Here is a 26,219-nt window from a genome sequence, read left to right as displayed (position 1 = left end):
CTCTTCCAATCGTTAGTGGGATATCCCCCACCGTAGATTTTATCTATGAACGTTAACAGAATTCATATATAAAGTTAATTACGTGTTTACATGAAAAATAAACAACCTGCGAATACAGACGTTAGACTGAGGACAGCTCAAGAAGACAGGCAGGGATCGAAATGAATATTCAGATAAAGGGGATTCATAAAAGCTTTGGCGGACAACCGGCGCTGCTGCCTGCCGGGCTTGAATTGAAGCACGGTAAGTTCACTACCTTACTGGGGCCTTCCGGCTGCGGCAAAACCACGCTGCTGCGGATGTTAGCGGGCCTTGAGCGCCCGGATGGCGGGGAATTATACGCTGACGGGAAATGTTATTTCTCCGCTGCGCAGCGGATCGATGTTCCGGTGCACAAGCGGAATTTCGGGATGGTGTTTCAGGATTTTGCACTCTGGCCGCATATGACGGTGTATGAGAATGTGGCTTTCGGGCTGAAGGCCTCAGGGCAGCGTGCGCAGCTGCGGAGCAAGGTACTGGAGACACTGGAGATGGTCCGGCTGCAGGGGATGGAGAACCGGTATCCGCATCAGCTGTCGGGCGGTCAGCAGCAGAGGGTTGCTTTTGCCAGAGCGGTAGTTGTCCGTCCGGGTGTGGTGCTCTTCGATGAGCCGTTAAGCGCGCTTGATGCCGTACTCCGGGAAGAGATGAGAGTGGAGATGATGTCGCTGGTGCGGGACATGGGTCTCACTGCACTCTACGTGACCCACGATCAGATCGAAGCGATGTCGATGTCCGACGAGATTGTCGTTATGAAAAGCGGGCGGATATTGCAGACTGGAACTCCTGAAGCGGTATACGAGACACCGTCAGAACCGTTCGTGGCCTCATTCATCGGCAAGTCGAACTGGCTTACGCCGGAGCAGGAGATGGTGCGGCCTGAGCATATCGGCTGGAGCCGGACGGCGGGCGATGATCTGTGTTATTCCGCTGTTGTACGAAGTGTCAGTTATGCCGGAGAACGTTATGAGATCCGTGCGGAGGTGGAGGGGGCCGGAATATGGACAGCCTATCTGAACAACCGGATTCCTGTAGGAGAAAGGGTTCAGCTCTATGTCTCACCGCGGCGGATATGCCGGATGAATTCGAATTCAAATGAAGAAGAACCTAAAAGGAGCGAATCATAACCATGAAATGGAACAAACCGCGTAAACAAGGGGCAGTGCTGCTGTTATCTGCTGTGATGAGTATGAGTCTGGCGGGTTGTGGTACGGGCAACAGCACCAGTGCCGGCGGGGCCAGCACGAGTACACCTGAGGCAACTGGGGCAGCCTCGTCAACTCCTGAAGCTACAGAAGCTGCGTTAAGCGGCAAGCTGGTGCTGTATTCCGCCGGACCGCAGGGCCTGGCAGACGATATTGTGAATGGTTTCAAGGCCAAGACAGGTGTCACGGTGGAGATGTTCCAGGGAACGACCGGCAAGATTCTGGCCCGGATGGAAGCGGAGAAGGCAAACCCGGTGGCCGATGTGGTGATTCTGGCTTCCCTGCCTTCCGCACAGGCTCTTAAGGCGGAGGGGCTGACGCTGCCCTACCCGGAAGCGGCCAATAAGGACAAGCTGATTCAGGACTGGTCGGATGCAGAAGGCAATTATTTCAGCTCAAGCGCATCAGCATTGGGGATTGTCTATAATACGAAGCTGGTAGCGAATCCGCCCAAGACCTGGGCAGAGCTGGCAGATGCGGAGTGGAAGGATGCCGTTAACATTCCTGATCCGACGCTGTCAGGCTCGGCGCTGGATTTCATCACAGGCTATCTGAGTGTGAACGGCGAGCAGGGCTGGGAGCTGTTCAAGAATTACAAGGCGAACGGTGTTGCCATGGCTGGAGCGAACCAGGAGGCGCTTGATCCGGTGATTACAGGAGCTAAGAGTATTGTGGCAGCTGGAGTAGATTATATGGCCTACAAGGCCAAAGCCAAAGGAGAGCCGCTGGATATTATCTATCCTGAGGAGGGTACAGTGGTAAGTCCGAGACCGGCAGCCATTCTGAAAACGAGTCCGAACGTGGCCAATGCTAAAGCATTCATTGATTATCTGTTGTCTGATGAAGCTCAGCAGCTGGTAGCGGATGCGTATCTCATACCGGGCCGCGAGGATATTGAAGCTTTGAACCGGACCAATCTGAAAGACATCCCGCAGCTTAAGGCAGACTGGACCTGGATGAGTGAGCATGGAAATGAGACGGCTTCGAAATTCGCGGAAATTTACAAATAAAGGATTAAGGTTGAGGTGAAAGCAATGAGTCCAGTCTCCATGGACAGTAACCGGATACTTCGGAGAGCGGGCTTGCTGCTCTCCTTCTTTTTGCTGGCGGTCAGCATCGGCATTCCGCTTCTGCTCATCTTCTGGCAAAGCGTTACCCCGGATCAGCGGCTGGACTGGATGGCCCCTCTCCGTACGATCACCGGACAGAGTCTGTCCGGGGTGCTGCTGAACTCGGTATGGCTTGGTATATGCGTAGTGGCAGGAACTACGCTGCTTGCGATGCCGCTGGCCTGGATGATGGCCAAGACCCGCATGGGGCTGCACCGCTGGATTGATGTTATTCTGCTGATTCCATTCATGACCCCGCCGTATATCGGCTCCATGGGCTGGATTCTGTTCATGCAAAAAGGCGGATATCTTCAGCAGTGGCTTCCGGGTGCGGTTGCGTTAAGTGATTCTTTCTTCAGCTTCTGGGGAATGGTCTTCATTATGAGCATGCATCTGTTCCCGTTCCTGTATCTGCTGCTTCGGGATGCACTTATCCGCATAGGCGGCAATCTGGAAGAGGCGGGAGCGGTGCACGGGGCAAAGGCAGGCTACCGCTTCCAGCGGATCATCATGCCGCTGCTGCTGTCGGCCTATGGCATGGGGGTGATGCTCGTCTTCGTCAAGACGATTGCGGAGTTCGGAACACCGGCTACCTTCGGCCGCAAGATCGGCTATTATGTCATGACCTCGGAAATTCATAAATACATTTCCAGCTGGCCGATTGACTTCGGCAAGGCTACATCGCTCGCATCGGTGCTGTTGTCGGTCTGTCTGGTCATCTGGTACATGCAGTCGGCGGTCAGCCGCCGGTTCACTTACCGTCTGGTGGGGGGCAAGGGACAGCGCTCCAAGATGTATTCCCTGCGCGGCGGTGCAGGCTGGCTAGCGGGCCTGTATCTGGCTGCCCTGCTGCTATTATCCATAGGCATCCCCTACTTCTCGATTATCGCCGCCTCGCTGATGAAGCTGCGCGGTTCCGGGCTGTCGCTGGACAATCTGACGCTGGATCATTACAGGGAGCTGCTCTCCTGGGGATCGGCGAGCCTGAAGGCGATTGGGAACAGTCTGGGGCTGTCGCTTGCCGCAGCATCGGTGGCTGTCGTGCTTGGAGCCGGCCTTGCCCTGGCCATCGGCAGGTCTTCGGGGCGGCTGCAGCGGATCATTGATCTGCTGAGTCTTTTGCCTAATACGGTTCCGGGCATTGTAATGGTGGTGGGGCTGATTCTGCTCTGGAATGCGCCATGGATGCCCTTCACGCTCTACAACACCTACGGGATGGTAGTGCTTACGTACGTGGTGCTGTTTCTTCCTTATACTGTGCAGTATGTGAAGTCCAGCTTCTCGCAAATTAACGGGTTGCTGTTTCAAGCGGCCCAGGTGAGCGGAGCAGGCCCGTTCTATATCTTGCGGCGGATTCTGCTTCCGCTCATTATGCCCGGTATGCTGGCAGGCTGGATGATGACCTTCACCATATCTGTACGGGAGCTGGTTGGATCGCTGCTGATTCTGCCGCCTTCGATGCAGACCTCGGCTACGTATATTTTTGCCCAGTTCGAACAGGGGCAGGTATCGCTTGGCATGGCCATGGCGGTGGTATCGGTTGGCTTGACGGTGCTGCTGTTGCTCGGCATTGAACTGCTGAATTCCAGAACAAAGTGGACCGGATTATGACGAAGCTGACCATATGGGGCGGAGCCGGTGAACACGGGCGTTCCGCTTACCTCCTGAGTGGAAGGGGCTACCGTCTGCTGCTTGATTGCGGCGTCAAAAAAGGCGGAGCCGGACAATATCCCCTCATCGAACCCGGGCAGGCGGCAATGCTGGACATGGTACTGCTCTCCCATGCCCATGAGGATCATTCGGTAGCGCTGCCGCTGCTGTATGCGGAGGGTTACAAGGGTGAGGTATGGACAACGCGGGAAACAAGGGCGCAACTGGATGCTTACTTACGCTCCTGGCGTTCAAGTATTAGCCGTGAGGGCCATGAGCTGCCATACACTGAAGCAGATGAACAAGCGATCCGTTACCGGTATCTGGAGGAAGAGGGCAACTGCCTGTCCTGGTTCAGACTGATTCCCGGGGTTCAGGTCATGTGGGGACGAAGCGGGCATCTGGCGGGATCTGTATGGTTCCTGATCGCTGCGGAAGGGCGCTCAATCTTCTATTCCGGCGACTATACGGCGGAATCCCTGTTACTTGCGGCTGATTCACCAGCTGAGGCGATACAAGCAGCCGGGGGCATCCCGGATGCGGGCCAGAGGCTGAGGGTATGGTCGTGCGGGCAGCGTCTTGATCTGGCGGTGGCCGATGCGGCGTACGGAATGGACGAGGAGACCCAGTCCGATAAGCTAAGGCAGCTGGAGCAGGCCATCCGCAGGACTGCGGCACGGGGGGGCAAGGTGCTGCTCCCGGTTCCGGCAGGCGGACGCGGCCAGGAGATGATGCTGTGGGCCGCCAAGCTATTCGGTGATCTGCCGATGGTAGTGGAGGCGAAGCTGATAGAGGGGATGAGGCGGCTGGCAGCCTCGCCGTTCTGGCTTAGGAGTGCTGAGCGAACAGGAGGGTATTCCGCAGCGGATCACATAGCAGACTTTCTTGCCGCCCGCCGATGGACGATGCCGCAGAGCGAGGCGGAGAGGGAGGAGCTGCTGTCAGGCTGCGGCCCTTCCCTGTGGTTCGTGCCGGATGGCATGATGCAATCGTCCTTGTCCCGCTGGTACTACGCGAGGTGGGCGTCCCATTCAACCTATTCCGTGCTGATCACCGGTCATGTAGCGGCCGGTACCTTCGGATACAAGCTGCTGCATGAACCGGGACAGCATGGAGAATGCGAGGTGCTCAAGCTGCGCTACAAGGTGCATCAGGGCCGGGAAGATGTGCAGCGTATGCTGAAGTCTCTTCCGGTCCGGCACGCCGTGCTGGTTCATGCCGCGAAACCGGAGACCGACAAGCTCCGCGAAGCCTTGATCGAGGGCGGGCAGCTGATGGGCTGCACGCTGCATTCTATGGGACCGGGGGAAACGCTGGATTTGGATTAACTATGAAAAGATGAAAGAGGCTGTCTCTCGTAAGCGGAAATTCCACTTATAGAGATGGCCTCTTTTCTTATTTTTTAGGAAATTATGAATTTCTTCGGATGTCTAAAGGGGAGCGGATGGAATGTATTTGAAAAACCGAATACAATTTGTTGGGGGGCGGCGCGTGGGCCAAATGTAGGCGGAAAACCGAACACATTGGGCAGGCGCGAGGCGTGAGGTCCAAATGTAGGCGAAAATCCGAACACAATCGGTGCTGCTGTGATGTGGATGGGCCTCATGCTCCGCAGGCCGTAACATTGTAGAGAAATCCTGCAAGAAGTGCAGTAATACGGCCCAATAGAAACGACTGATGCTGAAATCCTGCATAAAATGCAACAAAGCCAGCGCTAACTTGCTCCAAGCACCGGAATTCCTGCAATTGATGCAACAATGTACAATAGCCAGTAACATTTTTAGAGAAATCCTGCAAAATGTGCAACAATGCGGCTCCAAGCAAGCGGTCGGTGAGAGAAATTTCGCAACCCGCATAAACAGCGGAGCGGGCAGAATGATTGTGGACAAGCGGAGCGTTCGCCTTTGTGTCCGGATTTTCACCGCTAAGGGGGAATGAAAAAATCTGGACACAACAGCGATGGGAACAACGTTCTGTTTGCGGAGCGTCCACCCAAGCGCTCACACTGATCCTGCTCCAAAATAAAGGCTGTCCTAAGTAGCTATATCATGGATTTCGGGTCTTCCGCTTTTCAAAGCACCTTCCTGCCCTTACTCAAGCACAGGAAAACAAAGCTCACAAAGATGCCTGCTGACCAAGTCTTCCGTGTATCTCTCTATAATCGGCCGCCCGGGATCAAGCTTATGGCCGCTGCGTGACAACGCCGGGAGAATCTCGGCCCATGCTTGTCCGACAGCTTCAGCCGTATGCTGGAGGGTTACCACTGCGTAGACTCCGCCGGGAAGCTCACCGTAAGGTACTGAGGCCCCGGCGGGAGGACTCTCAGTCAGGCTGATGCAGGCATCATATCGGCAAAGCTCCGGCCTTGTAGTTGCAGGGTTGTCCTGCGGAATGCCGAACAGCACCGCCGAGCCTTGAAGCAAGCCTTGTTCCCGCGCCCAACCTTTCAATTGTTCCATCGCCTGAGCGTTGCCGGGGCCGTAAGGGCCTGTCTGCCGTACATAAGCTATGCGTGTTGCCGGAATGCTTTCGAGCTGAATGTTCATCATTAATCATTATCCTTTCTGTGGTTAAGTGGTCAAATGGAGTACAACCCGAATGCTAACATGGACTAAAATAGAATGCATTTCTTTTTTTGTGGGCTTCCTAGGCGGCAAGATGTTGACATCAAAAACTAGAATATGGTATATAAAAGGGAGTGTTAGCACTCAAGTGAGTGGAGTGCTAAACGATGCTCCGCAATCCGAAGGTTACTTTTGAAAGGAGATTTATTTATTCATGGCTAAAAAAGAGTTTAAAGCTGAATCCAAAAGACTGCTGGAAATGATGATTAACTCCATTTATACGCAGCGCGAGATTTTTCTGCGGGAGCTGATCTCCAATGCAAGTGATGCCATCGATAAAATCTATTACAAGGCACTGGCCGATGATAGTCTGGTGTTCAATAAAGAGGACTACTACATTAAAGTAACCGCTGACAAAGAAAGCCGCACGTTAACCATTGCCGATACCGGCATCGGGATGACGCAGGAAGAGCTGGAGAACAACCTGGGGATTATCGCGAACAGCGGCTCGTTTGCTTTTAAGAAGGATAATGAAGCCAAGGACGGACACAATATCATCGGACAATTCGGGGTCGGCTTCTATTCCGCATTCATGGTGGCGGACGATGTGACCGTAATCAGTAAGGCGCTGGGCAGCGAGCAGGCGTTCAAATGGGAATCCCAGGGTGCGGACGGCTACACGATTGAGCCTTGTGAGAAGGATACGGTCGGTACCGAAATTACGCTGAAGATCAAAGAGAACACCGAGGACGATAACTACGACGAATTCCTGGAAGAATACCGTCTGAAATCAATCATCAAGAAGTATTCGGACTTTATCCGCTTCCCGATCAAGATGGACATTACCAGCAAACAGCCTAAGGAAGATGCTGAGAATGAATTCATCGATGTCACCGAAGAGCAGACGGTCAACAGCATGGTGCCGATCTGGCGCAAGAACAAGAAAGAGCTGACCGAAGAAGATTACAACAACTTCTATGCAGAGAAGCGCTACGGGTTCGACAAGCCGCTGAAGCACATCCACATCAGTGCGGACGGCGCAGTGGTCTACAACGCAATTCTGTTCATTCCGGAGAATACTCCGTTTGACTACTATACCAAGGAATATGAAAAAGGCCTGGAGCTCTACTCCAACGGCGTGCTGATTATGAACAAATGCGCCGATCTGCTGCCGGATTACTTCAGCTTCGTCAAGGGGATGGTCGATTCCGAGGATCTGTCGCTCAATATCTCCCGTGAGATGCTGCAGCATGACCGCCAGCTGACGATGATTGCTAAGAACATTAAGAGCAAGATCAAGAGCCAGCTCCTGAGCCTGCTGAAGGATGAGCGTGAGCAGTATGAGACGTTCTACAAGTCTTTTGGCAGACAGCTGAAGTTCGGGGTCTATAACGACTACGGTATGGAAAAAGAAACACTGCAGGACCTCCTGATGTTCCACTCCTCCAAGGAGAAGAAGCTGGTGACGCTGGCTGAATATGTTGAGAGAATGCCGGAAGACCAGAAATATATCTACTACGCTTCGGGTGAATCGGTAGAGCGCATCGAGAAGCTGCCGCAGACCGAAATGGTGCTGGACAAGGGCTATGAGATTCTCTACTTCACTGATGATATCGATGAATTCGCAATCAAGATGATCATGGCTTATAAGGAGAAGGAGTTCAGAAATGTCTCCAGCGGCGACTTGGGGATTGAAGAGAGTGCCGAGGATAAGCCATCCGAAGAGGAAGAGAACGAGAACAAGGGATTGTTCGAAGCTATGCAGGGCATTCTGTCCGGCAAAGTGAAGGCAGTCAAAGCCTCCAAACGGCTGAAATCCCATCCGGTCTGCCTGTCCACTGAAGGCGAGCTCACGATCGAGATGGAGAAAATCCTCAAGGCCATGCCTAACGGCGGCCAGGATGTGCAAGCGGACAAGGTGCTGGAAATCAACATTCACCATGATGTCTTCAAGTCCCTGAAAGCGGCTGCCGAAGGCGACAAGGAGAAGCTGGGTCTGTACACCAACCTCTTGTATAACCAGGCGTTGCTGATCGAAGGACTGCAGGTTAATGATCCGGTGCAGTTCACGAATGATATTTGCAAAATCATGGTCTAAGCAGGCGCAACCGCCAGCCTTAAGACCGTAATTCAGAAGAACCCCCGCGCTGACGCTTGACCGGTGCGGGGATTTTGGCGTGCGCATGAAGCCAAGCTGCGGGCCGTTCATCCTCAGGATGAAGGGAGTCGAAATTGGACATCCTCCAGAAGATAAGCAGGCCATTAGAGTGACTTGAAGGTCTCGATGAACTTGGTAGCCAGGGACGACAAATACTTATCCTTCATCCATACGGCGGCTACGCGGGTGCGCAGGGTCTCGCAAAGGATCTCTTTGTAGATCAGGTTGCTGTGATTGGCCAGCTCGAACGCCGACTTGGGCACGATGCCGATCCCGAGTCCTGCATTGGCCCAGAGCAGCGTGGTCCGGGCATCATCATTCATACAGAAGATCTGTGGCCCAAAGCCGTGCTCCAGGCAGGTCTCGCGGATGAGCTGCTCGAAGCGGCGATAGATAATCAGCGGTTTGTCCTGCAGCTCGCCAAGCTGAGCAGCACTCTGGCTAGGGGCCCAGTCATAATCAGCGGCCATCACCGCGATCATCGGCTCCGAATGGAAATACAGGCATTCCAGATTGCTGGTGTTGAACGGGGTGCGGATAATGCCCACCTCAACAATGCCCTTGTTCAACAAGTCGATAATCAAGAACGTATTGCCTTCATGAATCTCAAAGGTTACGCCCGAATACCGCTTATGGAACGCTGTCAGCGGCTCGTGCAGCAGGGTAGCGCCTGATGAAGAGACCGTTCCAATGGTAAGGCTCCCCTTTAGTCCTTTGGCATAGTCGCTGATCTCCCGGGCGGTGGAGTCCGTTAACTCCAGAATCTGCTGGGCCCGGTTACGCAGAATGATTCCGGCATCCGTCAGCTGGATGCTGCGCGGTCCGCGCTCCACCAGCTTGACTCCGAGCTCCTCCTCCAGCAGCTTGAGCTGCTGGCTGAGCGGGGGCTGGGCCATTTGCAGCTTCCTGGCTGCGGATGTAATTTGTCCCTCCTCGGCAATCGCCAGGAAATACTTTAATTGGCGGATATCCATGGTTGAGCCTCCATTTGTAAGGGTTATGACATACGTTATCCATATGGGATAGATACGAAACCAATATTATGAATATGTAAGCGGGTATGACATAATCATAACGGGTCTTTTATTTTTTTCAAGAAGGATAACAGAAACGATATGTTGAGGAACAATAAACAAGGGGGTGAGACCCTGCAAACCGTAACGATTCAAATCCGCATTTTTCCACCCCGTCCGTCTGTACTGGTGGATATGGGGGGCGAATATATTCGAACCGTCAACGAATTAACGGAGCAAGCAGAAAGATCTGGAACGTTTCCGAAACTAACTTCAAAAACCGTTCATGCCAATCTCCCCTCTGCTGTAAAGAATCAAGTGATTCGAGATGCCAAAAGCCTATTTCAGCGGTTCAAGAAAACGAAGAAGCGACCTCTTCTCCAAAAGAGGGTGTACTACGTGAACAATCAAAATTATACGATTTGGGGCAACACCATTTCTTTCCCGGTGATCCTGGATGGAAAAGTACAACGTCTTGCGGTTCCTGCGCTTCTTTCGGATCGGGAGCGAGACATCCTTTCGAATGGGAAGCTTGGACTTCTGCGCGTGGTTCAAAAATCAGCAAAATGGTTTGTTCAAATTTCAATCGAACGCCCTACCAAACCAGTCGATGGTGATGAAGTGATGGGGATTGATCTAGGCTTGAAAGTGCCTGCTGTTGCCGTAACCTCAAGTGGCAAGACAAAATTTTGCGGAAATGGACGTAAAAACAAATTTGTTCGTCGTAAGTACAGCAGCTATCGCCGCAAATTAGGAAAGCTTAAAAAGTTATCCGCGATCCGTAAACAGACCGACAAGGAAAGTCGTTTTATGAAAGATCAGAATCACAAAATCAGCCGCCAGATCGTGAATATGGCGATTCAAGAAAAGGTGTCTGTCATCAAGCTAGAGAAACTGACGAATATTCGTAAGACGACAAGAACAAGTCGTAAAAACGCTAAAAATCTACATCAATGGTCGTTCTATCAGTTGCAAATGTTCATCGCATATAAAGCGACACTTGCTGGAATCCAAGTGGTTGAAGTGAATCCGGCATACACCTCGCAAGCCTGTCCCTCTTGTGGAGAGCGGAACAAAGCGAAGGATCGAACGTATCATTGCAACTGCGGTTATACAGCACATCGGGATCGGGTCGGTGCCATCAACATCAGGCGTCAACCTGTGGCAGATGGTAACAGTCTGCCAGCCTAGATAGCTATAAGCTCTGATCTAGGATGGGCGAATGAACTCGCCCTTAACTTAGCAGTAGGGCAAAGCGGAAACGTATGCGCCCGCTAACTAGCTAAGAATCCCGCCCTTTTAAGGGTGTGGAAGTTCAAATACTACGCTAAGTTAGGTGAGGATGAATGTGCACAAAATTGCAGTATTCTTAAAACCGTACAAGAAAGAAGTGACAATTGGGCCGATTTTCAAGCTGCTGGAGGCGATTCTCGAGCTGCTGCTGCCGACGATTGTAGCCCTGATCATCAACAACGGAATTGGCAAGCAGGATAGCAGCTACGTCTACCGGATGGGGTCCCTGATGGTGCTGATGGCAATTCTGGGCTTCGGCTGCTCCATGGTATGTCAATATTATGCGGCGCGGGCTTCACAGGGGTTCGGCACCACGCTGCGCAACAAAATGTTCAAGCACATCTCTTCGCTGTCGTATGCCGAGCTGGATGTCATCGGCACGCCTTCGCTGATCAACCGGATCACGAACGACGTTAACCAGCTGCAGTTGGCAGTAGCCATGCTCATCCGGCTGGTCATCCGTGCGCCATTCATCTGTATCGGGGCTATTATTATGGCGATGATTCTGGATTTCCGCCTGTCGCTGATCCTGATTGCCGCCACTCCGGTCTTCGGTGTTATTCTGTACTTCATCATTACGCGCAGTTCACCGATGTACCGCAAATATCAGGCGAAGCTGGACGCTCTGGCGCTGGTGCTCAGCGAGAATCTCTCAGGCATCCGGGTGATCCGGGCCTTCGCCGAGAGCCGCCGCGAGAAGCAGCGCTTCAATGAAGCCTCTGAGGATCTGACGCAGACGGCCATCCGTGTCGGACGGATCTCCGCTTGGTTGGGACCGATGACGACACTGGTAGTGAACGCGGCGATTATTGCCATTCTATGGGCAGGCGGCATTCACATTGAAGCCGGGAGTCTGTCGCAGGGTGAGATTATTGCATTCATTAACTATGTAACCCAGATCCTGCTGGCCCTGATCGTAGTCTCCAATCTGGTCATTCTGTTCACCAAAGCCTCGTCGTCTGCCAGCCGCATCAATGAGGTGCTGGCGATTACAGCTTCGGTTGTTGAAGTGCCTGCTCATGCACCTGCTGCGAAGCGGGACGGAGCAGCGCCGGTGATTTCCTTCCGCAATGTCTCTTTCGGCTATAACACGACCGGTGAGCTGGCCCTGGAAAATATCTCTGTAGATATCCTCAAGGGGCAGACGGTAGGATTAATCGGCAGTACCGGCTCGGGCAAGAGCACCTTCGTGAATCTGATTCCGCGCTTCTACGACGCTGTGGAAGGGGAGGTTAGGGTCGAGGGTGTAAACGTACGGGACTACCGCCTGGAGCAGCTGCGCAGCAGAATAGGCATCGTGCCGCAGAAGGCGGTGCTGTTCACCGGCACGATTGCCGAGAATATCCGCTGGGGGAAGGCGTCTGCTACCCGGGACGAGATCATGGCTGCAGCGGCGGTTGCCCAGGCAGAGGAGTTCATCACCCGGCTGCCGGAAGGGCTGGATACGCTGGTGGCACGCGGCGGGCATAACCTGTCCGGTGGCCAAAAGCAGCGCCTGACCATTGCCCGCGCTGTCGTCGGACGTCCGCCGATTCTCATCCTGGATGATTCCTCCAGTGCGCTGGACTTCGCTACGGATGCGGCACTGCGCCGCGCACTAAGCAAGAACAGTACAGATATGACCGTACTGCTTGTATCCCAGCGGGTGAGCACAGTAAGGCAGGCCGATCAGATTATCGTCTTCGATGAAGGCCGGATTGCCGGAATCGGTACGCATGAGGAACTGCTGGAGAGCTGCGCAGTCTATCAGGAAATCTGCATGTCACAGCTCTCAAGCGAGGAGGCTTTACAATGACCAGTACAATGACCTGGAAACGTCTGTTTCAATATACCCGTGAGTACCGGAAAATAACGTATGGAGCTATCTTCTGCGCCATCCTGAGCGTGGTTGCCAGCCTGATCGGGCCGCTCCTGATTGGCCGCGCCATCGACCATATGATCGGACCGGACCGGGTGGAGTTCCCGGAAATTCTGCGCCTGCTGCTGATTCTGGGCAGTGTATATCTGGTCGGCAGCTTCTTCGGCTGGCTGCTCACTTATTATACGAATAAGCTGGCGTTCCGCACGGTCTATGACCTGCGCCGCGAGCTGTTTGACAAGCTGGACGCCCTGCCGCTGAAGTTCCATGATAACCATCCCCAGGGCGACAGCATCAGCCGGTTCGTGAACGACATGGATGCCGTCTCTGACGGGCTGCTGCAGGGCTTCTCTACGCTGTTGACGGGGATCGTAACCATTGCGGGGGCCATCGGGCTGATGCTCTATATCAGCCCGATAATGACGCTGGTGGTGCTGCTGTCTGCCCCGGCAACCTTCTTCGTTGCCCGCTTCATTACGATGCGCTCCCAGCAGCTGTTCCGTGAGCAGGCCAAGATTCTCGGGGGGCTGAACGGCTATGTTGAGGAAATCGTCGGCGGGCAGAAGGTGGTGCAGGCTTATCATTACGAGGACCGCTCCTTTGCAGGCTTTGCGGAGCGGAATAATGAGCTGTACAAGACAGGGACGAAATCGCAGTTCTATGGCTCGCTCTCGAACCCGACTACGCGGCTGGTTAATAATATCACCTTCTCGCTGATTGCGATGATCGGAAGTGTGCTTGTTATCGGAGACCTGTTCTCCGTAGGGGACCTGTCCAGCTTCCTGATCTATTCCAGTCTGTTCGCGAAGCCGTTCAATGAGATAACCGGTGTGATCACACAGCTGCAGTCCGCCACAGCTTCGGCGCAGCGGATCTTCACCATTCTGGATCTCCCGCAGGAAGCCCCGGACCAGCCGGATGCATATGTGATGGAGAACAGCCGGGGGACGATCACCTTCGACAAGGTAAGCTTCGCTTATACACCGGAGCGCCCGCTGATCAAGGACTTCAGCCTGGAGGTGAAGCCGGGCACACGCGTGGCAATCGTCGGCCAGACCGGGGCGGGCAAGACCACATTGGTCAACCTTCTGATGCGCTTCTATGAAGTAGACAGCGGAACGATCCGGATTGACGGAGTAGATATTACCTCCATCACCCGCGACAGTCTGCGGCGCAATTTCGGCATGGTGCTGCAGGAGACCTGGCTGTACGGGGCTTCCATCCGCGACAACATTGCTTACGGCAAGCCGGAGGCCTCCGAAGCGGAGGTGATTGCGGCCGCCAAGGCCGCGAATGCGCACAGCTTCATCAAGCGCCTGCCTGAAGGCTATGACACCAGGATCAGCACCTCGGGAGATAATCTCTCTCAGGGTCAGAAGCAGCTCCTCACCATTGCCCGCGTCATGCTGGTTGATCCGCCGATGCTCATTCTGGATGAGGCGACCAGCAGCATTGATACGCTGACAGAGGCGCGGATACAGAAGGCGTTCCTGGCGATGATCACCGGGCGGACCAGCTTCGTCATTGCCCACCGGCTGTCCACGATCCGCGAGGCGGACCTCATCCTGTTCATGAAGGATGGAGATATCGTGGAGAGCGGAACGCATGACGGGCTGCTGGAGAGCGGAGGCTACTACGCCCGCTTGTACAACAGCCAGTTTACGGCGGTGTAACTAGGAATATGGTTAGCGTGAATAGCTGCGGCAGAACTTCTTTTGGAAGTGTGCCGCAGCTATTTTTTAGCCCGGCGCAGCTTAGGTATGATCCTTGCCCGGATGCAGCCGGCTGCGCATTACTCCGGGAGTCACTCCATGGGCCTTGCGGAAGACCCGGATGAAGTAATTGGTCTCCATGCCAAGGTTGAGGGCGATATCCTGCACGGGACGCTCAGGGTCCTCGGTCAGCATCTGCATGGCGCGCTGCAGCCGCAGGTTCTGCAGATACTTATGCGGAGTGACCCCGTATTCCTGCAGGAACAGACGCTGGAAATGCTGGACGGAATAACCGACAGCCGCCGCCAGATTGGTGATCAGCAGCGGCTCGGTGAAATGCTCGTTGATCAGGCTGACTGCTTTGTTCAGTGCCTCGTTGCGGACGTTTTCGTTCTCCAGCCGGGTCGCTGCACCTGTGGAGACTTCACTTCTGCGCAGCATCAGCAGCAGCCGGTACAGCGTCACCGACAAGTCCTGCATCGACTGTTCCTCCTGACGCGCCGAGCTGTTCCCATTCACCGTGTGCCAGATCCCGCCGAGCATCTCCCAGCACTCCTCGAACCGTTCGAGGCGGAACGGGGCTGGCGGCAGCAGGCTAAGACCCTCCAGAACGGAGGCAGACTGGCTGCCGTGGAACCCGATGAAGCCGACATGCCACGGCTCGTGGGATAACGGATAATATTCATGCCCGCGGTCAGGCGGAAATGCATAGGCCATCCCAGGCTGCAGCACCGTTTCGGTGCCGTCCTCCAGGTCACGGAACCGCCCGCTGCCGCTGCGGATCAGGAAAATCTGATGCACCGGGAATCCGGCAGGACGCACATGGTGATACTGGATATGACGGCCGACAGAGTACGGATAGAGAGGGAAAGCATTCAGGTCACGCGGCATTTCAATCAGAGAGAAGGGGAGCATACGAACACCTCATATTCATTTTGTGCTATGCAAACGCTATTATTATCCTACCATTGATCACGGATTATCCTTTATTATAAATAGTGTAAATCGTTATAAGCAAGAGGGACAGAGCCACAGAAGAAATTGTATCAGTGAAAAGTCCCATCCTGACATCTACCATCACACCTAAACGAGAGGATGAAATAATATGAGCAGCAAAGTTCCTGCAATCAGCAGCAAGGCTCCTGTAATGCTTCACGGCGCCGACTATAATCCCGAGCAATGGCTGAAATATCCGGGGGTGCTGGAAGAAGATATCCGCATGATGAAGCTGGCAGGCTGTAATGTCATGTCTGTCGGGATTTTCTCCTGGGTCTCCCTGGAGCGCGAAGAAGGGGTATTTAACTTTGAGTGGATGGACCAGCTGCTGGACCGTTTTGCGGAGAATGGTATTTATGCGTTCCTGGCTACTCCGAGCGGTGCGCGTCCGGCATGGATGTCCGAGAAGTATCCTGAAGTGCTGCGGGTGGAACGGAACCGGGTGCGCAACCTGCATGGCGTCCGTCATAATCACTGCTTCACTTCTCCGGTCTACCGTGAAAAAACAGCGCTGATCAACTCCAAGCTTGCTGAGCGTTATGCGCATCACCCGGCAGTAATCGGCTGGCATATCTCTAATGAATTCGGCGGCGAATGTCACTGTAATTACTGTCAGGATGCCTTCAGAGACTGGCTCAAGGTGAAGTACAATAATGATCTGGATGAGGTGAACCACGCTTGGTGGGCTACCTTCTGGAGCCATACGTATACTTCCTGGGAACAGATCGAGTCCCCTGCTCCGCATGGTGAGACTCAGGTTCACGGTCTTAACCTGGACTGGCGCCGGTTCGTAAGCGATCAGACGATTAACTTCTGCCAGCATGAGATTGACGCGGTGCGGGGCTTCAACCCTGACCTGCCGGTGACCACCAACATGCATATGATTGACGGCGTAGACTACCGTAATATGGCGAAGATTCTTGATGTGGTATCATGGGATGCTTACCCGGACTGGGGATATACCGAGGACGATGATGACGCTCGTCTGGCCGCTTGGACAGCGATGCACCATGATATGTACCGCAGCTTCAAAAAGAAGCCGTTCCTGCTCATGGAAAGCACGCCTTCCCTCACGAACTGGCAGATTGTCAGCAAGCTGAAGCGTCCGGGAATGCACAAGCTGTCCTCACTCCAGGCAGTAGCGCATGGTTCAGATTCTGTACAGTACTTCCAGTGGCGTAAAAGCCGCGGCTCCAGCGAGAAATTCCACGGCGCGGTGATCGACCATAGCGGACACACGGAGACCCGTGTATTCAGGGATGTAGCTGAGGTAGGCCGTACCCTGGCGGGACTGGAGGATGTTGTAGGTACAACAACTCCTGCTGAGACAGCCATTTTGTTCGACTGGGATAACCGCTGGGCGGTAAAGGATGCCCAAGGTATCCGCAATTCCGGCCTGAAATATGAAGAGACGGTGCTTCAGCATTACCGGGGACTGTGGGAGCTGGGAATTCCGGTGGATGTGGTAGGCTCAGGCGATGACCTGTCCGGCTACAAGCTGGTGATTGCTCCTATGCTGTACCTGATCAGCGAAGAGAACGGGAAGCGGATTGAGAAGTATGTAGAGCAAGGCGGCACCTTCCTTGCCACCTATTGGTCGGGAGTGGTCGGCGAGACCGATCTGTGTCACCTGGGCGGCTTCCCTGGACCGCTGCGCAGAACGCTGGGCATTTGGGCCGAAGAGACAGAAGGGCTGCACAGCCGCGACCTGAACGGTCTGGTGCTGGACCCTGGCAACAGCTTGAAGTTGAGCGGGGAATACGATGCGCATGAGATCGCCGAGCTGATTCATCTTGAAGGCGCGGAGGCGCTGGGTCATTACCGCAGCGACTTTTACGCCGGCAGACCTGCACTCACTGTGAACAAGCTGGGAGCGGGTAAGGCTTATCATCTGGCAACACGTGTGAAGGACGCGCAGTTCTATGTGGACCTGTACGCCGCAATTACTGGAAAAGAGCGGATCAGCCGCACACTGAACAGTGAGCTTCCGACCGGTGTAACTGCCCAGCTGCGTTCCGATGGTGAGCATGAGTATGTATTCGTGCAGAATTTCAGCGGCTCCGAGCAAGTAGTGACGCTGGACGGACAAGCCTATACTGATGTAGAATCCGGCGCAGCGGCTCCGGCCGAGCTGAAGCTGGCAGTGAATGGACTGGCAATTCTGAAGCGCGCAGCGGCCAAAGCATAAGTGAAGCAGCTAAATCGCGTAATATAGTTACAAGTATCAGCACAGATAGAGTGAGTTACAAAAGAAGGCAGAACCCCGTCGACGGGTTCTGCCTTTTGAGTATGCTTTAGGTTGTGGCTGGACCGTACAACCGCTCAATCCCCTCAATCACCCGCCTGAAGTATTCACGCTCATGCGGGACAAAGTGCGTGAAGTTCACCAGCTCGTCGATGTCCGTTCGTTCACCGTTCCCGGTGACCTGGAAGCCCTGCACATGAAGCGTGTTGTCTGCTCCCGAGATGAAGCTGCGGAAGTCAGCGAAGCGGGCCTCTACGATTCCAGCCACTTCTTCCAGCTGCGGGGTGAATTCACTTAGTGCATAGCGGTTCTCGTAGACAAATACATGCGCCCGTTCACGGTCCATGAATCCGGCGGAATCCATCTGGTAGGGGATGACCCCCAGCGGCTGCAACTCGTCAAAAGCAATTGAAAGTCCCAGTTCCTCCTGTACCTCGCGGATACCGTCCATAACGGTCTCGTCAGCCAGCAGATGCCCGGCAGCAGTGATATCGAGCAGCCCGGCATAATCTCTCTTCTGCTGACTGCGCAGCTGGAGGCAGATCCTCAGCCCGCTGTCAGCTTTGCGGACAAACCAGCAGTGGAAGGTCTCATGCCAGAGACCTTGGCGGTGAACCTCGTCCCGGGGAGCCGTCCCCGTCCGGTTCCCTTGTTCATCAAACGTAGTAAGTATTTCCTGGACCATAATAGTTGCTCCTTCACAAAATGCTAATTGATCCCGTGCACGATACCGCGCATGGGTTGACGATAAGTTATAAACAGCTTACCATAAATAAGGAAATACAATAATATCCAGTAAATTAGAGGATAGAGCCCTAGAGCACATGATGGATGAACGGGGGCGCCATGAAGGCTGTGGCTTCGGCCTCGCTCTGGCCGGATTCCTGTTCTATATGTATAACAATTGAGGAGGAACATTAGTGACGCTGGTAACGATGGACCGTATTACTTTCGAATCCCTAAGCGCCGAGCGGCTCGGCTGGGCCTGTATGGAGCCGACCTTCCAGCAGATCCGCGCGAAATCTCCGGAGGTGAAGAATGAGGCGATCTCGCATCTTGGAAGAGGACAGAAGGCACTCTGTATGTTCCGGATTCTGTATGGCCATAGTTCTAACTCTGCCGAAGAATACTATGGGTGGATTTGCTATCTGCTGGATCAGCCCGGGCATTGGGAGGGGGTGCTGGAGGGACTGCAGTATTTTGGAGACTTTGCACTTATTCAGCTTCTGGAAGAGTCTAAGGGGATATTCGCAGCGAGGAACCGGCGGGTAGGACGAGGCTGGGGCGAGGCGGCGATCCCAGACCTGAACACAGATAGTGAGCTTCAAACTGCGGTAAGCGGACTCTACACCCGGTATCAGCAGATCACAGCAGGCAGCCTGCGGATCATCGCGGAGTACATCCGTGCGAATCCGGAACAATTCGTGGTCTTCAGCGACCCGACAGCCTGATCCTTATAAGCGGCAAAAGACCCCCCGAGCTTCAATCGAAGCCCCGGGGGTCTTTCTCTATTAAATCTTGTAATGGCCGTATACTAGCCTATACTTATCTAGCCAGCCAGCCGCCATCCACATTCAGAATGTGGCCGTTCAGGTAGTCGGATGCTGCGGAGGCCAGGAATACGGCAGGTCCCTTCACATCATCGGCAGTGCCCCAGCGTCCGGCTGGAATACGGTCAAGGATGGAGTCGGAGCGGCTCTGGTCCGCACGGATAGGAGCGGTGTTCTCTGTAGCCATGTAGCCTGGAGCAATCGCGTTGATGTTAAGGCCCGAGCCTGCCCATTCATTGGCGAAGGCTTTGGTCAGACCGGCTACGGCATGCTTGCTTGCGGTGTAGCCCGGCACGTTGATGCCGCCCTGGTAGGAGAGCATGGAGGCGATGTTGATGATTTTACCATTGCCTCTTTCGAGGAAGTGGCGGCCGACGATCTGGGACAGCAGGAAGACAGTGTTCTGGTTGAGGTTAATGACATCGAACCAGTCTTTCTCACTGTGGTCCTTGGCCGGAGTACGGCGGATCATGCCTGCACAGTTGACTAGGATATCCACTTTGCCGGTGAAGGCAACTGCTTCGTCGAACATGCCTTGAAGCTTGGAATGGTCGCTGAGGTCTGTGGCGATACTCAGTGCTTTGACGCCAAAAGCTTCACAGGCTGCTACGGTCTCGTCACTGGAATTAAGAGATACAGAGACTACGTCTGCACCGGCTTCTGCGAAGGCGATGGCAATGCCTTGTCCAAGACCTTGTGCTGCGCCTGTTACGATTGCTGTCTTACCTGCCAAGCTGAATAAAGATGACATATGATTATTCTCTCCTTTGAGCGATTTGAATTGTGAAATTAGCCGCATTCAATGTTGACGCCGGCCTTGCGGAACAGCTCTGCGGTCTCCGGGGCAAGCCCGCTGTCTGTCAGCAGCACATCGACCTCCTGCAGGGAGGCGAAGGTGCGCAGCGCGGTCTGTCCGAACTTGTGATGATCGCAAGCGGCGAACACCTGACGGGCTGTGGAGACTAGCGCCTGTTTGAAATCTATAAGATCGCCGGTATAGATGGACAGGCCGTGTTCAATATGAACGGCTGTGGCCGAGAGAAAGGCTTTTTGAATATTAAGCTTCTGTACATAGGACACGGCTTCGGGACCGGCCAGCATATTGCGGACACGGTAGCCGCCGGGTACGACCAGACGGATGTTATCTCTCTGGACCAGCTCACTGATGATGTAGACATCATTGGTAATGACCGTAAGAGGCATATTCGTAAGCCGCCGGGCAATCTCAAGCGTTGTGCTTCCGCCGTCCAGGGCAATGATGTCATCCGGAGCGATATGCGCCAGCGCACGCCGGGCAATCTCCGTCTTCTCCTCGGCGTATTTATCCAGCGGATTGCGCAGGGGCAGAATGCCGAACTGATCGCTCTGTGCCAGCACGGCACCGCCGTGGACGCGCATAATCAGTCCCTGCTCCTCCAGCTTGCTTAAGTCCTCGCGGATCGTTTTGCCAGTGACCTGGAGCTTGTCGCTCAATTCATTCACGGTTACATCCTTCTGGTTCAGCATAACTTCCATAATCATCTCGTGCCGCCGTATCGGGTTCATCCGCCTGCCTCATCTTTCCGTAGTTGATTTGCTACTATTGTAATTCTTTCATCCCTACGGGGTCCATATCATCATACCGCTTGTTGTCTCCGGCCATGCTCCAGATGAAGGTATAGTTATGTGTACCGACACCGCTGTGAATGGACCAGCTTGGCGAGATGACAGCCTGTTCATTGTGCATTACGATGTGGCGGGTCTCGGTCGGCTCGCCCATCAGGTGGAAGACGATGGAATCATCCGGCAGATCGAAATAGAAGTAGGCTTCCATCCGGCGCGGATGCGTGTGGGATGGCATGGTGTTCCACATGCTGCCCGGCTTCAGCTGAGTCATTCCCATTACAAGCTGTGCGCTCTGCACGCCGTTCGTGTGGATGAAGCGGTGAATCGTCCGTTCGTTGGAATTCTCCAGACCGCCCATGGCTCCGGATTCGGATTCAGCGAGCGTAGTCTTCGTAGTCGGGTAAGACTGGTGTGCCGGAGCGGAATTCAGATAGAATTTTGCCGGCTTAGCGCTGTCCGCACTCTTGAAAATAACATCCTTCGAGCCTTGACCCACATACAGGCATTCCTTGAAATCAACCTCATATTCAGTACCGTCCACAACAACCGAACCCGGGCCGCCGACATTGATGATTCCCAGTTCGCGGCGTTCCAGGAAGTAAGTTACGCCAAGCTCCTTGAGGTCCGTAGTCAGAGTCACCTCTCCGTTCACCGGATTCGCTCCGCCAACGATCATGCGGTCTTCATGGGTCAGGACAAGCTTCAGCTCGTCTGGTGCAAAGATAACCGGGATATGGAACTCCTTACGCAGGCGCTCAGTGTCAAACTGCTTCACTTCATTCGGATGTGATGCAAAACGTCTTTCCATCGAATATTCAGTCTCCTTAGAAAATATATTTTCGTTCGTATAGGTACAACTTAATCCATTTACGTTCATTTATCAAGCATAATCTTTTTTAGTATGTTTATTTTAGTTTATTTGTTCGGGAATAAGTTTGCCATCTGAACTGAAAGCGTGCACAATAGAGCTGGAGTACAGGGGAATTATTCAGGATTAAAAATATGGAATTCATACCTACGGAGGGTGAACGAGATGGCAGATATGCCTCAGCAACAGACGACTTCTAAAATACGCCAGCGGCAGATTATATCCGCTATCGCGGTGGAGGCGGAGCGCCGCCCGCTGCTGTACAGCGGACTCTGGTTCCATGATGATGTGCGGAACAACTTCTATTATGCGTCTTATCTGTTTGCCGCTGCGGTGGATGACACCCTGGAGCTGCCGTTTGGCAAGGAGGATGCCAAGCGGAAAGCCGAGTCTGTACTATTAGAAACCGTTAGGCTCCAGAACCGGATGCCGGGGACCCCCCTCTATGGACATTGGCCGCTGGGGCTGCATCCCACTCCGGGAGAGGCTGCACCGCATGAGCTGCCGGTTGAGATTATGGGCAGCCTGATGGTCTGGTTCAACCGGCAATATTGCGACCGGTTCAGCGCGGGACTGCGGGTGGCGTTCCATACGGCTATCGGCCATATCTACCGCAGCGCTTTCTTCCGTAAGCAGGTAGCGACCTTCGGCCATCATGAAGCCAAATATACGGCCGCCAAGCTGATCTTCGGCAAGCTGTTCGAGGATGATCTGCTGAGGGAGGACGGGCGGCACAGTCTGGAGCTGACGCTGGCGCATATCCGGGCGAAGGGCATGCCGGAATACGGCAGCCTGCCGTGGTTCTGGCACTGGGTGCAGGCGTTCACCTGCGCCTGGGAGCTTGAAACAGACAACAGCGTCAGAGAGACGCTTGGCGAGATGCTGGACTTCCTGTGGACCGAGCGGAGCCAGTGGTACCTTAAAGGCGCCTGGGCGGGCGCCCATTCCCGGGGCTGGCCGCATGATGTTCCGGCAGACGGCAATCTGCTGCACGACTATGTGCAGTTCGGGGATTTCGCGCTGCCTGAGGAGATGCCCCGTACTGAATATGCAGGGTTCCTCTATTATGAAGCGCCGGAGGAGGTGCGTTCCGCAGCCCTGAACCGCCGGTTACCGGCAGAAGTCTGCAAGAAGACTGAGAAAGTAGTTGCCGGTTCCACGGAGCGCCAGCCGGCGCTGCATTCTTACGCCTATATCTGCAAGGATTACGCGGCAGGCGGGATGTGGGAGCGGGTGGAGGAATTCGACAATGAGCAGCTGCGCTGGGCCTTCTCGCTCCCGGTTCCGGCGGCGGCGGGCGTGAACCGGCTTTATTTTTTCCATCCGGGTCAAGGCTATCAGCCAGGAGATCCCCGGCACCAGAGTCCTTATATGGAGGTACTATATCATCAGAACACGATCCTGTCGCTGTTCCCGGTGCCCGAAGGAGAGGATACGGCCATCGTCGGGGTGCTCCCGTTAGGCGAATGGATCAGGCAGCCCAAGGCGCTGCTTGGCTATGCGGGCAATGTGTATTTTGCCGTCTATCTATCACAGGAATATGAACTGCTGGAGCGGCCATCCTATCTGGAGGTAACGTCCAAGAACATGCCCGGAGCCGTCGTGGTTGAAGCGTTAAGCACAGATCAGGCGGCGGAGCTGGGGATATACAGTCTTGAGGAATTTGCCGCAGCCGCTATACAGCGGACACCGGAATTTACGGAAGGAGAGATCCTCTCGGCAGCGTATACGGCCTGGATCGGGAATGAGCGCCTGCAGCTCAGCATAGACAATAAGCATACGGGAATACAGGCGTTGATTAACGGGAAACCGGTATCATTTGAACATTATAAGGTCTAAACGGGACACTTCGCTCCCTGGGGACATTAGGATTTTTTCGGATTGGAACTATCTTAAATTTTAAGCTACAATGACATAGAGCCCGGGGGTCAGCAATGGCTGCCGGGTTCTTTGCGCTACCCGCATTGGCCTTAAGCATGGCGCAGCAATGAAGGTAATATCTTTGGTGCTGCAAGGAAAGAATAAGTTGACTAATTTGCAGCAGAGGATCTACTACTGAAGACATGGGGGAGAGCAGGATGACAGAGACGGAATATCGGCTGGAGAAGGATTTTTTGGGCAGCAAGCAAGTGGAGCATCAGGCCTATTACGGGATACAGACCCTCCGGGCGGTGGAGAATTTCCCGATTACAGGCTACCGTGTGCATCATGAATTAATCAAGGCGATGGGGATTGTCAAAAAATCCGCTGCGCTCGCCAACATGGAAATCGGCCGCCTCTATAAGGGCCTGGGTGAGGTCATCGTCCAAGCGGCAGACGAGGTGATCGCGGGGAACTGGGATGAGCAGTTCATCGTTGATCCGATTCAGGGCGGCGCAGGCACCTCGCTGAATATGAATGCCAATGAAGTGATTGCGAACCGTGCGCTGGAGCTGCTGGGCAAGGCCAAGGGGGATTACCTGCAGCTCAGTCCGAACACTCATGTGAATATGGCGCAATCGACGAACGATGCTTTTCCGACGGCGATTCATATTGCCACGCTATCGCTGCTGGAGCAGCTGCTGATTACGATGCGGACGATGCACGGTGTGTTTTTGCAGAAGGCGGCTGAATTCGATTCTGTGATTAAAATGGGGCGGACCCACCTGCAGGATGCGGTGCCGATTCGTCTCGGACAGGAATTCGAGGCGTACAGCCGGGTGCTGGAGCGTGATATTCAGCGGATCGAGCATACGCGCGGTCATCTGTATGAGGTGAACATGGGCGCGACCGCCGTAGGTACCGGACTGAACGCCGATCCCCGGTACATCAAGCGGGTCGTCGAGCTGCTGGCCGAGATCAGCGGTCTGCCGCTGGTCAGCGCGGAGCATCTGGTGGATGCTACGCAGAATACGGATGCCTATACCGAAGTCTCGGCCTCGCTGAAGGTCTGCATGATGAATATGTCCAAAATCGCCAATGACCTGCGCCTGATGGCCTCGGGCCCGCGTTCCGGCTTCAATGAAATTACGCTGCCGGCCCGCCAGCCGGGATCGTCCATCATGCCCGGTAAGGTGAATCCTGTGATGGCCGAGGTGATTAACCAGGTGGCTTTTCAGGTGATTGGCAATGATCATACGATCTGCCTCGCTGCTCAGGCCGGTCAACTGGAGCTGAACGTTATGGAGCCGGTGATGGTGTTCAATCTGATTCAGTCGATCAGCATCATGAACAATTCCTTCCGGGTGTTCACCGACTATTGTCTGGCAGGGATTGAAGCCAACAAGGAGAAGCTTGCGCGTGAGGTAGAGAGAAGCGTCGGCATCATTACCGCCGTGAACCCGCATCTGGGGTATGAGGTCGTCTCGCGGATTGCCAGGGAAGCTATTCTGACCGGAGAATCGGTGCGGGCCTTGTGTCTGAAGTACAATGTGCTTAGCGAGGAAGAGCTGAACCTGATTCTGGACCCGTATGAAATGACCCATCCCGGCATCGCGGGGGCAGCGCTTTTGAATCATGAATAATAATCGTGATTTGTGTAAAATCAGGCTTGCTCTCATGGTATAATAGACACGAGCATTTACACCGGGCATTATCCTATATTCTGTAATGGCTTACTGGAGGCAAAGTGTGGCGAAGGCAAAAGTGGCAAAACGTCCCACCCGCGACGAATTCGTGCTTGAGGAGCTGGGCAACCAGCTGGTAGAGGCGAAGCAGGAGGATTCCGAGATTCTGCTGACGGTCTGGGGGAAGGAAGAAGAGGTGCGCGGGGTGATTGTAGAGATGGATTCGCGTACCGGCAGGGTGCATGTCAGAAATAACGAAGAGATTATCAAGGTGCCGTTCATGGACATTATGCAAATCAATTATCCCCGGGATTAGGGGGAGCGGCAGATGAACAAAACGAATGCCATGCGCATACTGGATGCAAGGAAGATAAGCTACACCATTCATAGCTACGACAATGAGGACGGGCTGATTCACGGAACAGCGGTTGCTGAGAAGATTGGCCTGCCTCCTGAGGTAGTATTCAAGACACTGGTCGCACACAGCGGACCGCAGCCGTATGTCTATGTGATCCCGGTTGCTGAGGAGCTGGATCTGAAGAGAGCCGCCAGAGCCGCCGGAGTGAAGAAGATTGAGCTGCTGTCGCTGAAGGACCTGCTGAAGCACACGGGATATGTCCGCGGGGGCTGTTCCCCTGTCGGGATGAAGAAGCTTTACCCTACGTTCATTCACAGCAGTGCGGCGGAGCTTGAGACAATCGCGGTCAGCGCAGGCCGGATTGGCGTTCAGATGGAGCTTGAGCCGAAGCTGCTGGCTGAAGAGGTGTCTGCGGTTTTTACAGAGTTGATTAAAGAGGAAGTGTAACGAA

Annotated in this window: 22 protein-coding genes; 14 read left to right on the top strand and 8 right to left on the bottom strand. The window is 54.2% G+C overall.

Features of this window, described 5'->3' with window-relative positions; genetic code table 11:
• Positions 1 to 161 precede the first annotated feature (161 nt).
• From NST69_RS17155 to NST69_RS17140, 4 genes are read left to right on the top strand one after another with little or no spacing between them, the layout of a single operon-like run.
• Entirely contained in the window at positions 162 to 1,166 is a 1,005-nt protein-coding gene (locus tag NST69_RS17155; protein WP_339310116.1) for an ABC transporter ATP-binding protein, read from the top strand.
• 2 nt (positions 1,167 to 1,168) lie between these two features.
• Entirely contained in the window at positions 1,169 to 2,254 is a 1,086-nt protein-coding gene (locus tag NST69_RS17150; protein WP_342546452.1) for an ABC transporter substrate-binding protein, read from the top strand.
• 24 nt (positions 2,255 to 2,278) lie between these two features.
• A complete protein-coding gene (locus NST69_RS17145) occupies positions 2,279 to 3,964 on the top strand; it encodes an iron ABC transporter permease (protein WP_342550190.1) in 1,686 nt (561 codons plus the stop codon).
• On the top strand, positions 3,961 to 5,331 hold the full coding sequence (locus tag NST69_RS17140; RefSeq protein ID WP_342546450.1) for an MBL fold metallo-hydrolase: 1,371 nt from the start codon (positions 3,961 to 3,963) through the stop codon (positions 5,329 to 5,331). The genes NST69_RS17145 and NST69_RS17140 overlap by 4 nt, the downstream gene beginning before the upstream one ends.
• 274 nt (positions 5,332 to 5,605) lie before the next feature.
• Here NST69_RS17140 and NST69_RS17135 read toward each other — a convergent pair whose 3' ends face one another.
• Positions 5,606 to 6,007 carry a hypothetical protein gene (locus NST69_RS17135; RefSeq protein WP_342546448.1) on the bottom strand — a complete coding sequence of 134 codons (402 nt, stop codon included), beginning with the start codon at positions 6,005 to 6,007 and terminating at the stop codon, positions 5,606 to 5,608.
• An 86-nt stretch (positions 6,008 to 6,093) separates the two neighbouring features.
• Positions 6,094 to 6,552 carry a GyrI-like domain-containing protein gene (locus tag NST69_RS17130; protein WP_342546447.1) on the bottom strand — a complete coding sequence of 153 codons (459 nt, stop codon included), beginning with the start codon at positions 6,550 to 6,552 and terminating at the stop codon, positions 6,094 to 6,096.
• Positions 6,553 to 6,781: 229 nt separating this feature from the next.
• Here NST69_RS17130 and htpG point away from each other — a divergent pair, with 229 nt between their 5' ends.
• Entirely contained in the window at positions 6,782 to 8,665 is a 1,884-nt protein-coding gene (gene htpG / locus NST69_RS17125; protein ID WP_342546446.1) for a molecular chaperone HtpG, read from the top strand.
• A 164-nt stretch (positions 8,666 to 8,829) separates the two neighbouring features.
• Here htpG and NST69_RS17120 read toward each other — a convergent pair whose 3' ends face one another.
• Positions 8,830 to 9,699 (bottom strand): LysR family transcriptional regulator, encoded by an 870-nt coding sequence (locus tag NST69_RS17120; protein ID WP_342546444.1) that lies wholly within the window; start codon positions 9,697 to 9,699, stop codon positions 8,830 to 8,832.
• 141 nt (positions 9,700 to 9,840) lie between these two features.
• Here NST69_RS17120 and NST69_RS17115 point away from each other — a divergent pair, with 141 nt between their 5' ends.
• From NST69_RS17115 to NST69_RS17105, 3 genes are all read left to right on the top strand, one after another.
• Positions 9,841 to 10,929, top strand: a complete 1,089-nt coding sequence (locus tag NST69_RS17115; RefSeq protein ID WP_342546443.1) for a transposase — start codon at positions 9,841 to 9,843, stop codon at positions 10,927 to 10,929.
• A 157-nt stretch (positions 10,930 to 11,086) separates the two neighbouring features.
• On the top strand, positions 11,087 to 12,826 hold the full coding sequence (locus NST69_RS17110; RefSeq protein WP_342546442.1) for an ABC transporter ATP-binding protein: 1,740 nt from the start codon (positions 11,087 to 11,089) through the stop codon (positions 12,824 to 12,826).
• Entirely contained in the window at positions 12,823 to 14,562 is a 1,740-nt protein-coding gene (locus tag NST69_RS17105; protein WP_209879558.1) for an ABC transporter ATP-binding protein, read from the top strand. Before NST69_RS17110 ends, NST69_RS17105 begins: the two co-directional genes overlap by 4 nt.
• A gap of 81 nt (positions 14,563 to 14,643) precedes the next feature.
• Here NST69_RS17105 and NST69_RS17100 read toward each other — a convergent pair whose 3' ends face one another.
• Positions 14,644 to 15,516 carry an AraC family transcriptional regulator gene (locus NST69_RS17100; protein WP_342546440.1) on the bottom strand — a complete coding sequence of 291 codons (873 nt, stop codon included), beginning with the start codon at positions 15,514 to 15,516 and terminating at the stop codon, positions 14,644 to 14,646.
• A 190-nt stretch (positions 15,517 to 15,706) separates the two neighbouring features.
• Here NST69_RS17100 and NST69_RS17095 point away from each other — a divergent pair, with 190 nt between their 5' ends.
• Positions 15,707 to 17,785, top strand: a complete 2,079-nt coding sequence (locus NST69_RS17095; RefSeq protein ID WP_342546438.1) for a beta-galactosidase — start codon at positions 15,707 to 15,709, stop codon at positions 17,783 to 17,785.
• Between the two features lie 106 nt (positions 17,786 to 17,891).
• Here NST69_RS17095 and NST69_RS17090 read toward each other — a convergent pair whose 3' ends face one another.
• Positions 17,892 to 18,527, bottom strand: a complete 636-nt coding sequence (locus tag NST69_RS17090) for an NUDIX domain-containing protein (RefSeq protein ID WP_342546437.1) — start codon at positions 18,525 to 18,527, stop codon at positions 17,892 to 17,894.
• Positions 18,528 to 18,762: 235 nt separating this feature from the next.
• Here NST69_RS17090 and NST69_RS17085 point away from each other — a divergent pair, with 235 nt between their 5' ends.
• Positions 18,763 to 19,293 (top strand): hypothetical protein, encoded by a 531-nt coding sequence (locus NST69_RS17085; RefSeq protein ID WP_342546435.1) that lies wholly within the window; start codon positions 18,763 to 18,765, stop codon positions 19,291 to 19,293.
• Between the two features lie 94 nt (positions 19,294 to 19,387).
• Here NST69_RS17085 and kduD read toward each other — a convergent pair whose 3' ends face one another.
• The 3 genes from kduD to kduI are packed head-to-tail and all read right to left on the bottom strand — an operon-like array spanning position 19,388 to position 21,805.
• Positions 19,388 to 20,143 carry a 2-dehydro-3-deoxy-D-gluconate 5-dehydrogenase KduD gene (kduD, locus tag NST69_RS17080; protein WP_342546433.1) on the bottom strand — a complete coding sequence of 252 codons (756 nt, stop codon included), beginning with the start codon at positions 20,141 to 20,143 and terminating at the stop codon, positions 19,388 to 19,390.
• A gap of 38 nt (positions 20,144 to 20,181) precedes the next feature.
• Positions 20,182 to 20,937, bottom strand: coding sequence for a DeoR/GlpR family DNA-binding transcription regulator (locus NST69_RS17075; RefSeq protein WP_209878561.1), 756 nt, complete (start codon positions 20,935 to 20,937; stop codon positions 20,182 to 20,184).
• Positions 20,938 to 20,971: 34 nt separating this feature from the next.
• Positions 20,972 to 21,805: a 5-dehydro-4-deoxy-D-glucuronate isomerase gene (gene kduI / locus NST69_RS17070; protein ID WP_036724811.1), complete on the bottom strand. Its 834-nt coding sequence runs from the start codon at positions 21,803 to 21,805 to the stop codon at positions 20,972 to 20,974.
• A 225-nt stretch (positions 21,806 to 22,030) separates the two neighbouring features.
• Here kduI and NST69_RS17065 point away from each other — a divergent pair, with 225 nt between their 5' ends.
• The 4 genes from NST69_RS17065 (at position 22,031) to ybaK (ending at position 26,215) form a co-directional block, all read left to right on the top strand.
• Positions 22,031 to 23,704, top strand: a complete 1,674-nt coding sequence (locus NST69_RS17065) for a hypothetical protein (RefSeq protein ID WP_342546429.1) — start codon at positions 22,031 to 22,033, stop codon at positions 23,702 to 23,704.
• A 239-nt stretch (positions 23,705 to 23,943) separates the two neighbouring features.
• Complete coding sequence (gene aspA, locus NST69_RS17060) at positions 23,944 to 25,368, top strand: aspartate ammonia-lyase (RefSeq protein ID WP_339310098.1); 1,425 nt, start codon at positions 23,944 to 23,946, stop codon at positions 25,366 to 25,368.
• An 85-nt stretch (positions 25,369 to 25,453) separates the two neighbouring features.
• Entirely contained in the window at positions 25,454 to 25,726 is a 273-nt protein-coding gene (locus NST69_RS17055) for a YolD-like family protein (RefSeq protein ID WP_268748447.1), read from the top strand.
• Between the two features lie 12 nt (positions 25,727 to 25,738).
• Positions 25,739 to 26,215 (top strand): Cys-tRNA(Pro) deacylase, encoded by a 477-nt coding sequence (gene ybaK, locus NST69_RS17050; RefSeq protein WP_342546426.1) that lies wholly within the window; start codon positions 25,739 to 25,741, stop codon positions 26,213 to 26,215.
• The last annotated feature ends 4 nt before the right edge of the window (positions 26,216 to 26,219 follow it).

The organism is Paenibacillus sp. FSL P2-0089, from assembly GCF_038595095.1.
GTDB classification, from domain to species: Bacteria; Bacillota; Bacilli; order Paenibacillales; family Paenibacillaceae; genus Paenibacillus_AQ; species Paenibacillus_AQ silagei.
Note: the sequence above shows the minus strand (reverse complement) of the source record. Positions and strands in the feature narration are given on the sequence as shown.

Excerpts from the sequence above, each read along its gene's own strand:
- aspA (WP_339310098.1), top strand. The coding sequence starts at position 23,944 with ATGACAGAGACGGAATATCGGCTGGAGAAGGATTTTTTGGGCAGCAAG.
- NST69_RS17120 (WP_342546444.1), bottom strand. The coding sequence starts at position 9,699 with ATGGATATCCGCCAATTAAAGTATTTCCTGGCGATTGCCGAGGAGGGA.
- ybaK (WP_342546426.1), top strand. The coding sequence starts at position 25,739 with ATGAACAAAACGAATGCCATGCGCATACTGGATGCAAGGAAGATAAGC.
- NST69_RS17095 (WP_342546438.1), top strand. The coding sequence starts at position 15,707 with ATGAGCAGCAAAGTTCCTGCAATCAGCAGCAAGGCTCCTGTAATGCTT.
- NST69_RS17075 (WP_209878561.1), bottom strand. The coding sequence starts at position 20,937 with ATGAACCCGATACGGCGGCACGAGATGATTATGGAAGTTATGCTGAAC.
- NST69_RS17065 (WP_342546429.1), top strand. The coding sequence starts at position 22,031 with ATGGCAGATATGCCTCAGCAACAGACGACTTCTAAAATACGCCAGCGG.
- NST69_RS17105 (WP_209879558.1), top strand. The coding sequence starts at position 12,823 with ATGACCAGTACAATGACCTGGAAACGTCTGTTTCAATATACCCGTGAG.
- NST69_RS17090 (WP_342546437.1), bottom strand. The coding sequence starts at position 18,527 with ATGGTCCAGGAAATACTTACTACGTTTGATGAACAAGGGAACCGGACG.
- NST69_RS17140 (WP_342546450.1), top strand. The coding sequence starts at position 3,961 with ATGACGAAGCTGACCATATGGGGCGGAGCCGGTGAACACGGGCGTTCC.
- NST69_RS17145 (WP_342550190.1), top strand. The coding sequence starts at position 2,279 with ATGAGTCCAGTCTCCATGGACAGTAACCGGATACTTCGGAGAGCGGGC.
- htpG (WP_342546446.1), top strand. The coding sequence starts at position 6,782 with ATGGCTAAAAAAGAGTTTAAAGCTGAATCCAAAAGACTGCTGGAAATG.
- NST69_RS17100 (WP_342546440.1), bottom strand. The coding sequence starts at position 15,516 with ATGCTCCCCTTCTCTCTGATTGAAATGCCGCGTGACCTGAATGCTTTC.
- NST69_RS17130 (WP_342546447.1), bottom strand. The coding sequence starts at position 6,552 with ATGATGAACATTCAGCTCGAAAGCATTCCGGCAACACGCATAGCTTAT.
- kduI (WP_036724811.1), bottom strand. The coding sequence starts at position 21,805 with ATGGAAAGACGTTTTGCATCACATCCGAATGAAGTGAAGCAGTTTGAC.
- NST69_RS17150 (WP_342546452.1), top strand. The coding sequence starts at position 1,169 with ATGAAATGGAACAAACCGCGTAAACAAGGGGCAGTGCTGCTGTTATCT.
- NST69_RS17115 (WP_342546443.1), top strand. The coding sequence starts at position 9,841 with ATGTTGAGGAACAATAAACAAGGGGGTGAGACCCTGCAAACCGTAACG.
- NST69_RS17155 (WP_339310116.1), top strand. The coding sequence starts at position 162 with ATGAATATTCAGATAAAGGGGATTCATAAAAGCTTTGGCGGACAACCG.
- kduD (WP_342546433.1), bottom strand. The coding sequence starts at position 20,143 with ATGTCATCTTTATTCAGCTTGGCAGGTAAGACAGCAATCGTAACAGGC.
- NST69_RS17055 (WP_268748447.1), top strand. The coding sequence starts at position 25,454 with ATGGCTTACTGGAGGCAAAGTGTGGCGAAGGCAAAAGTGGCAAAACGT.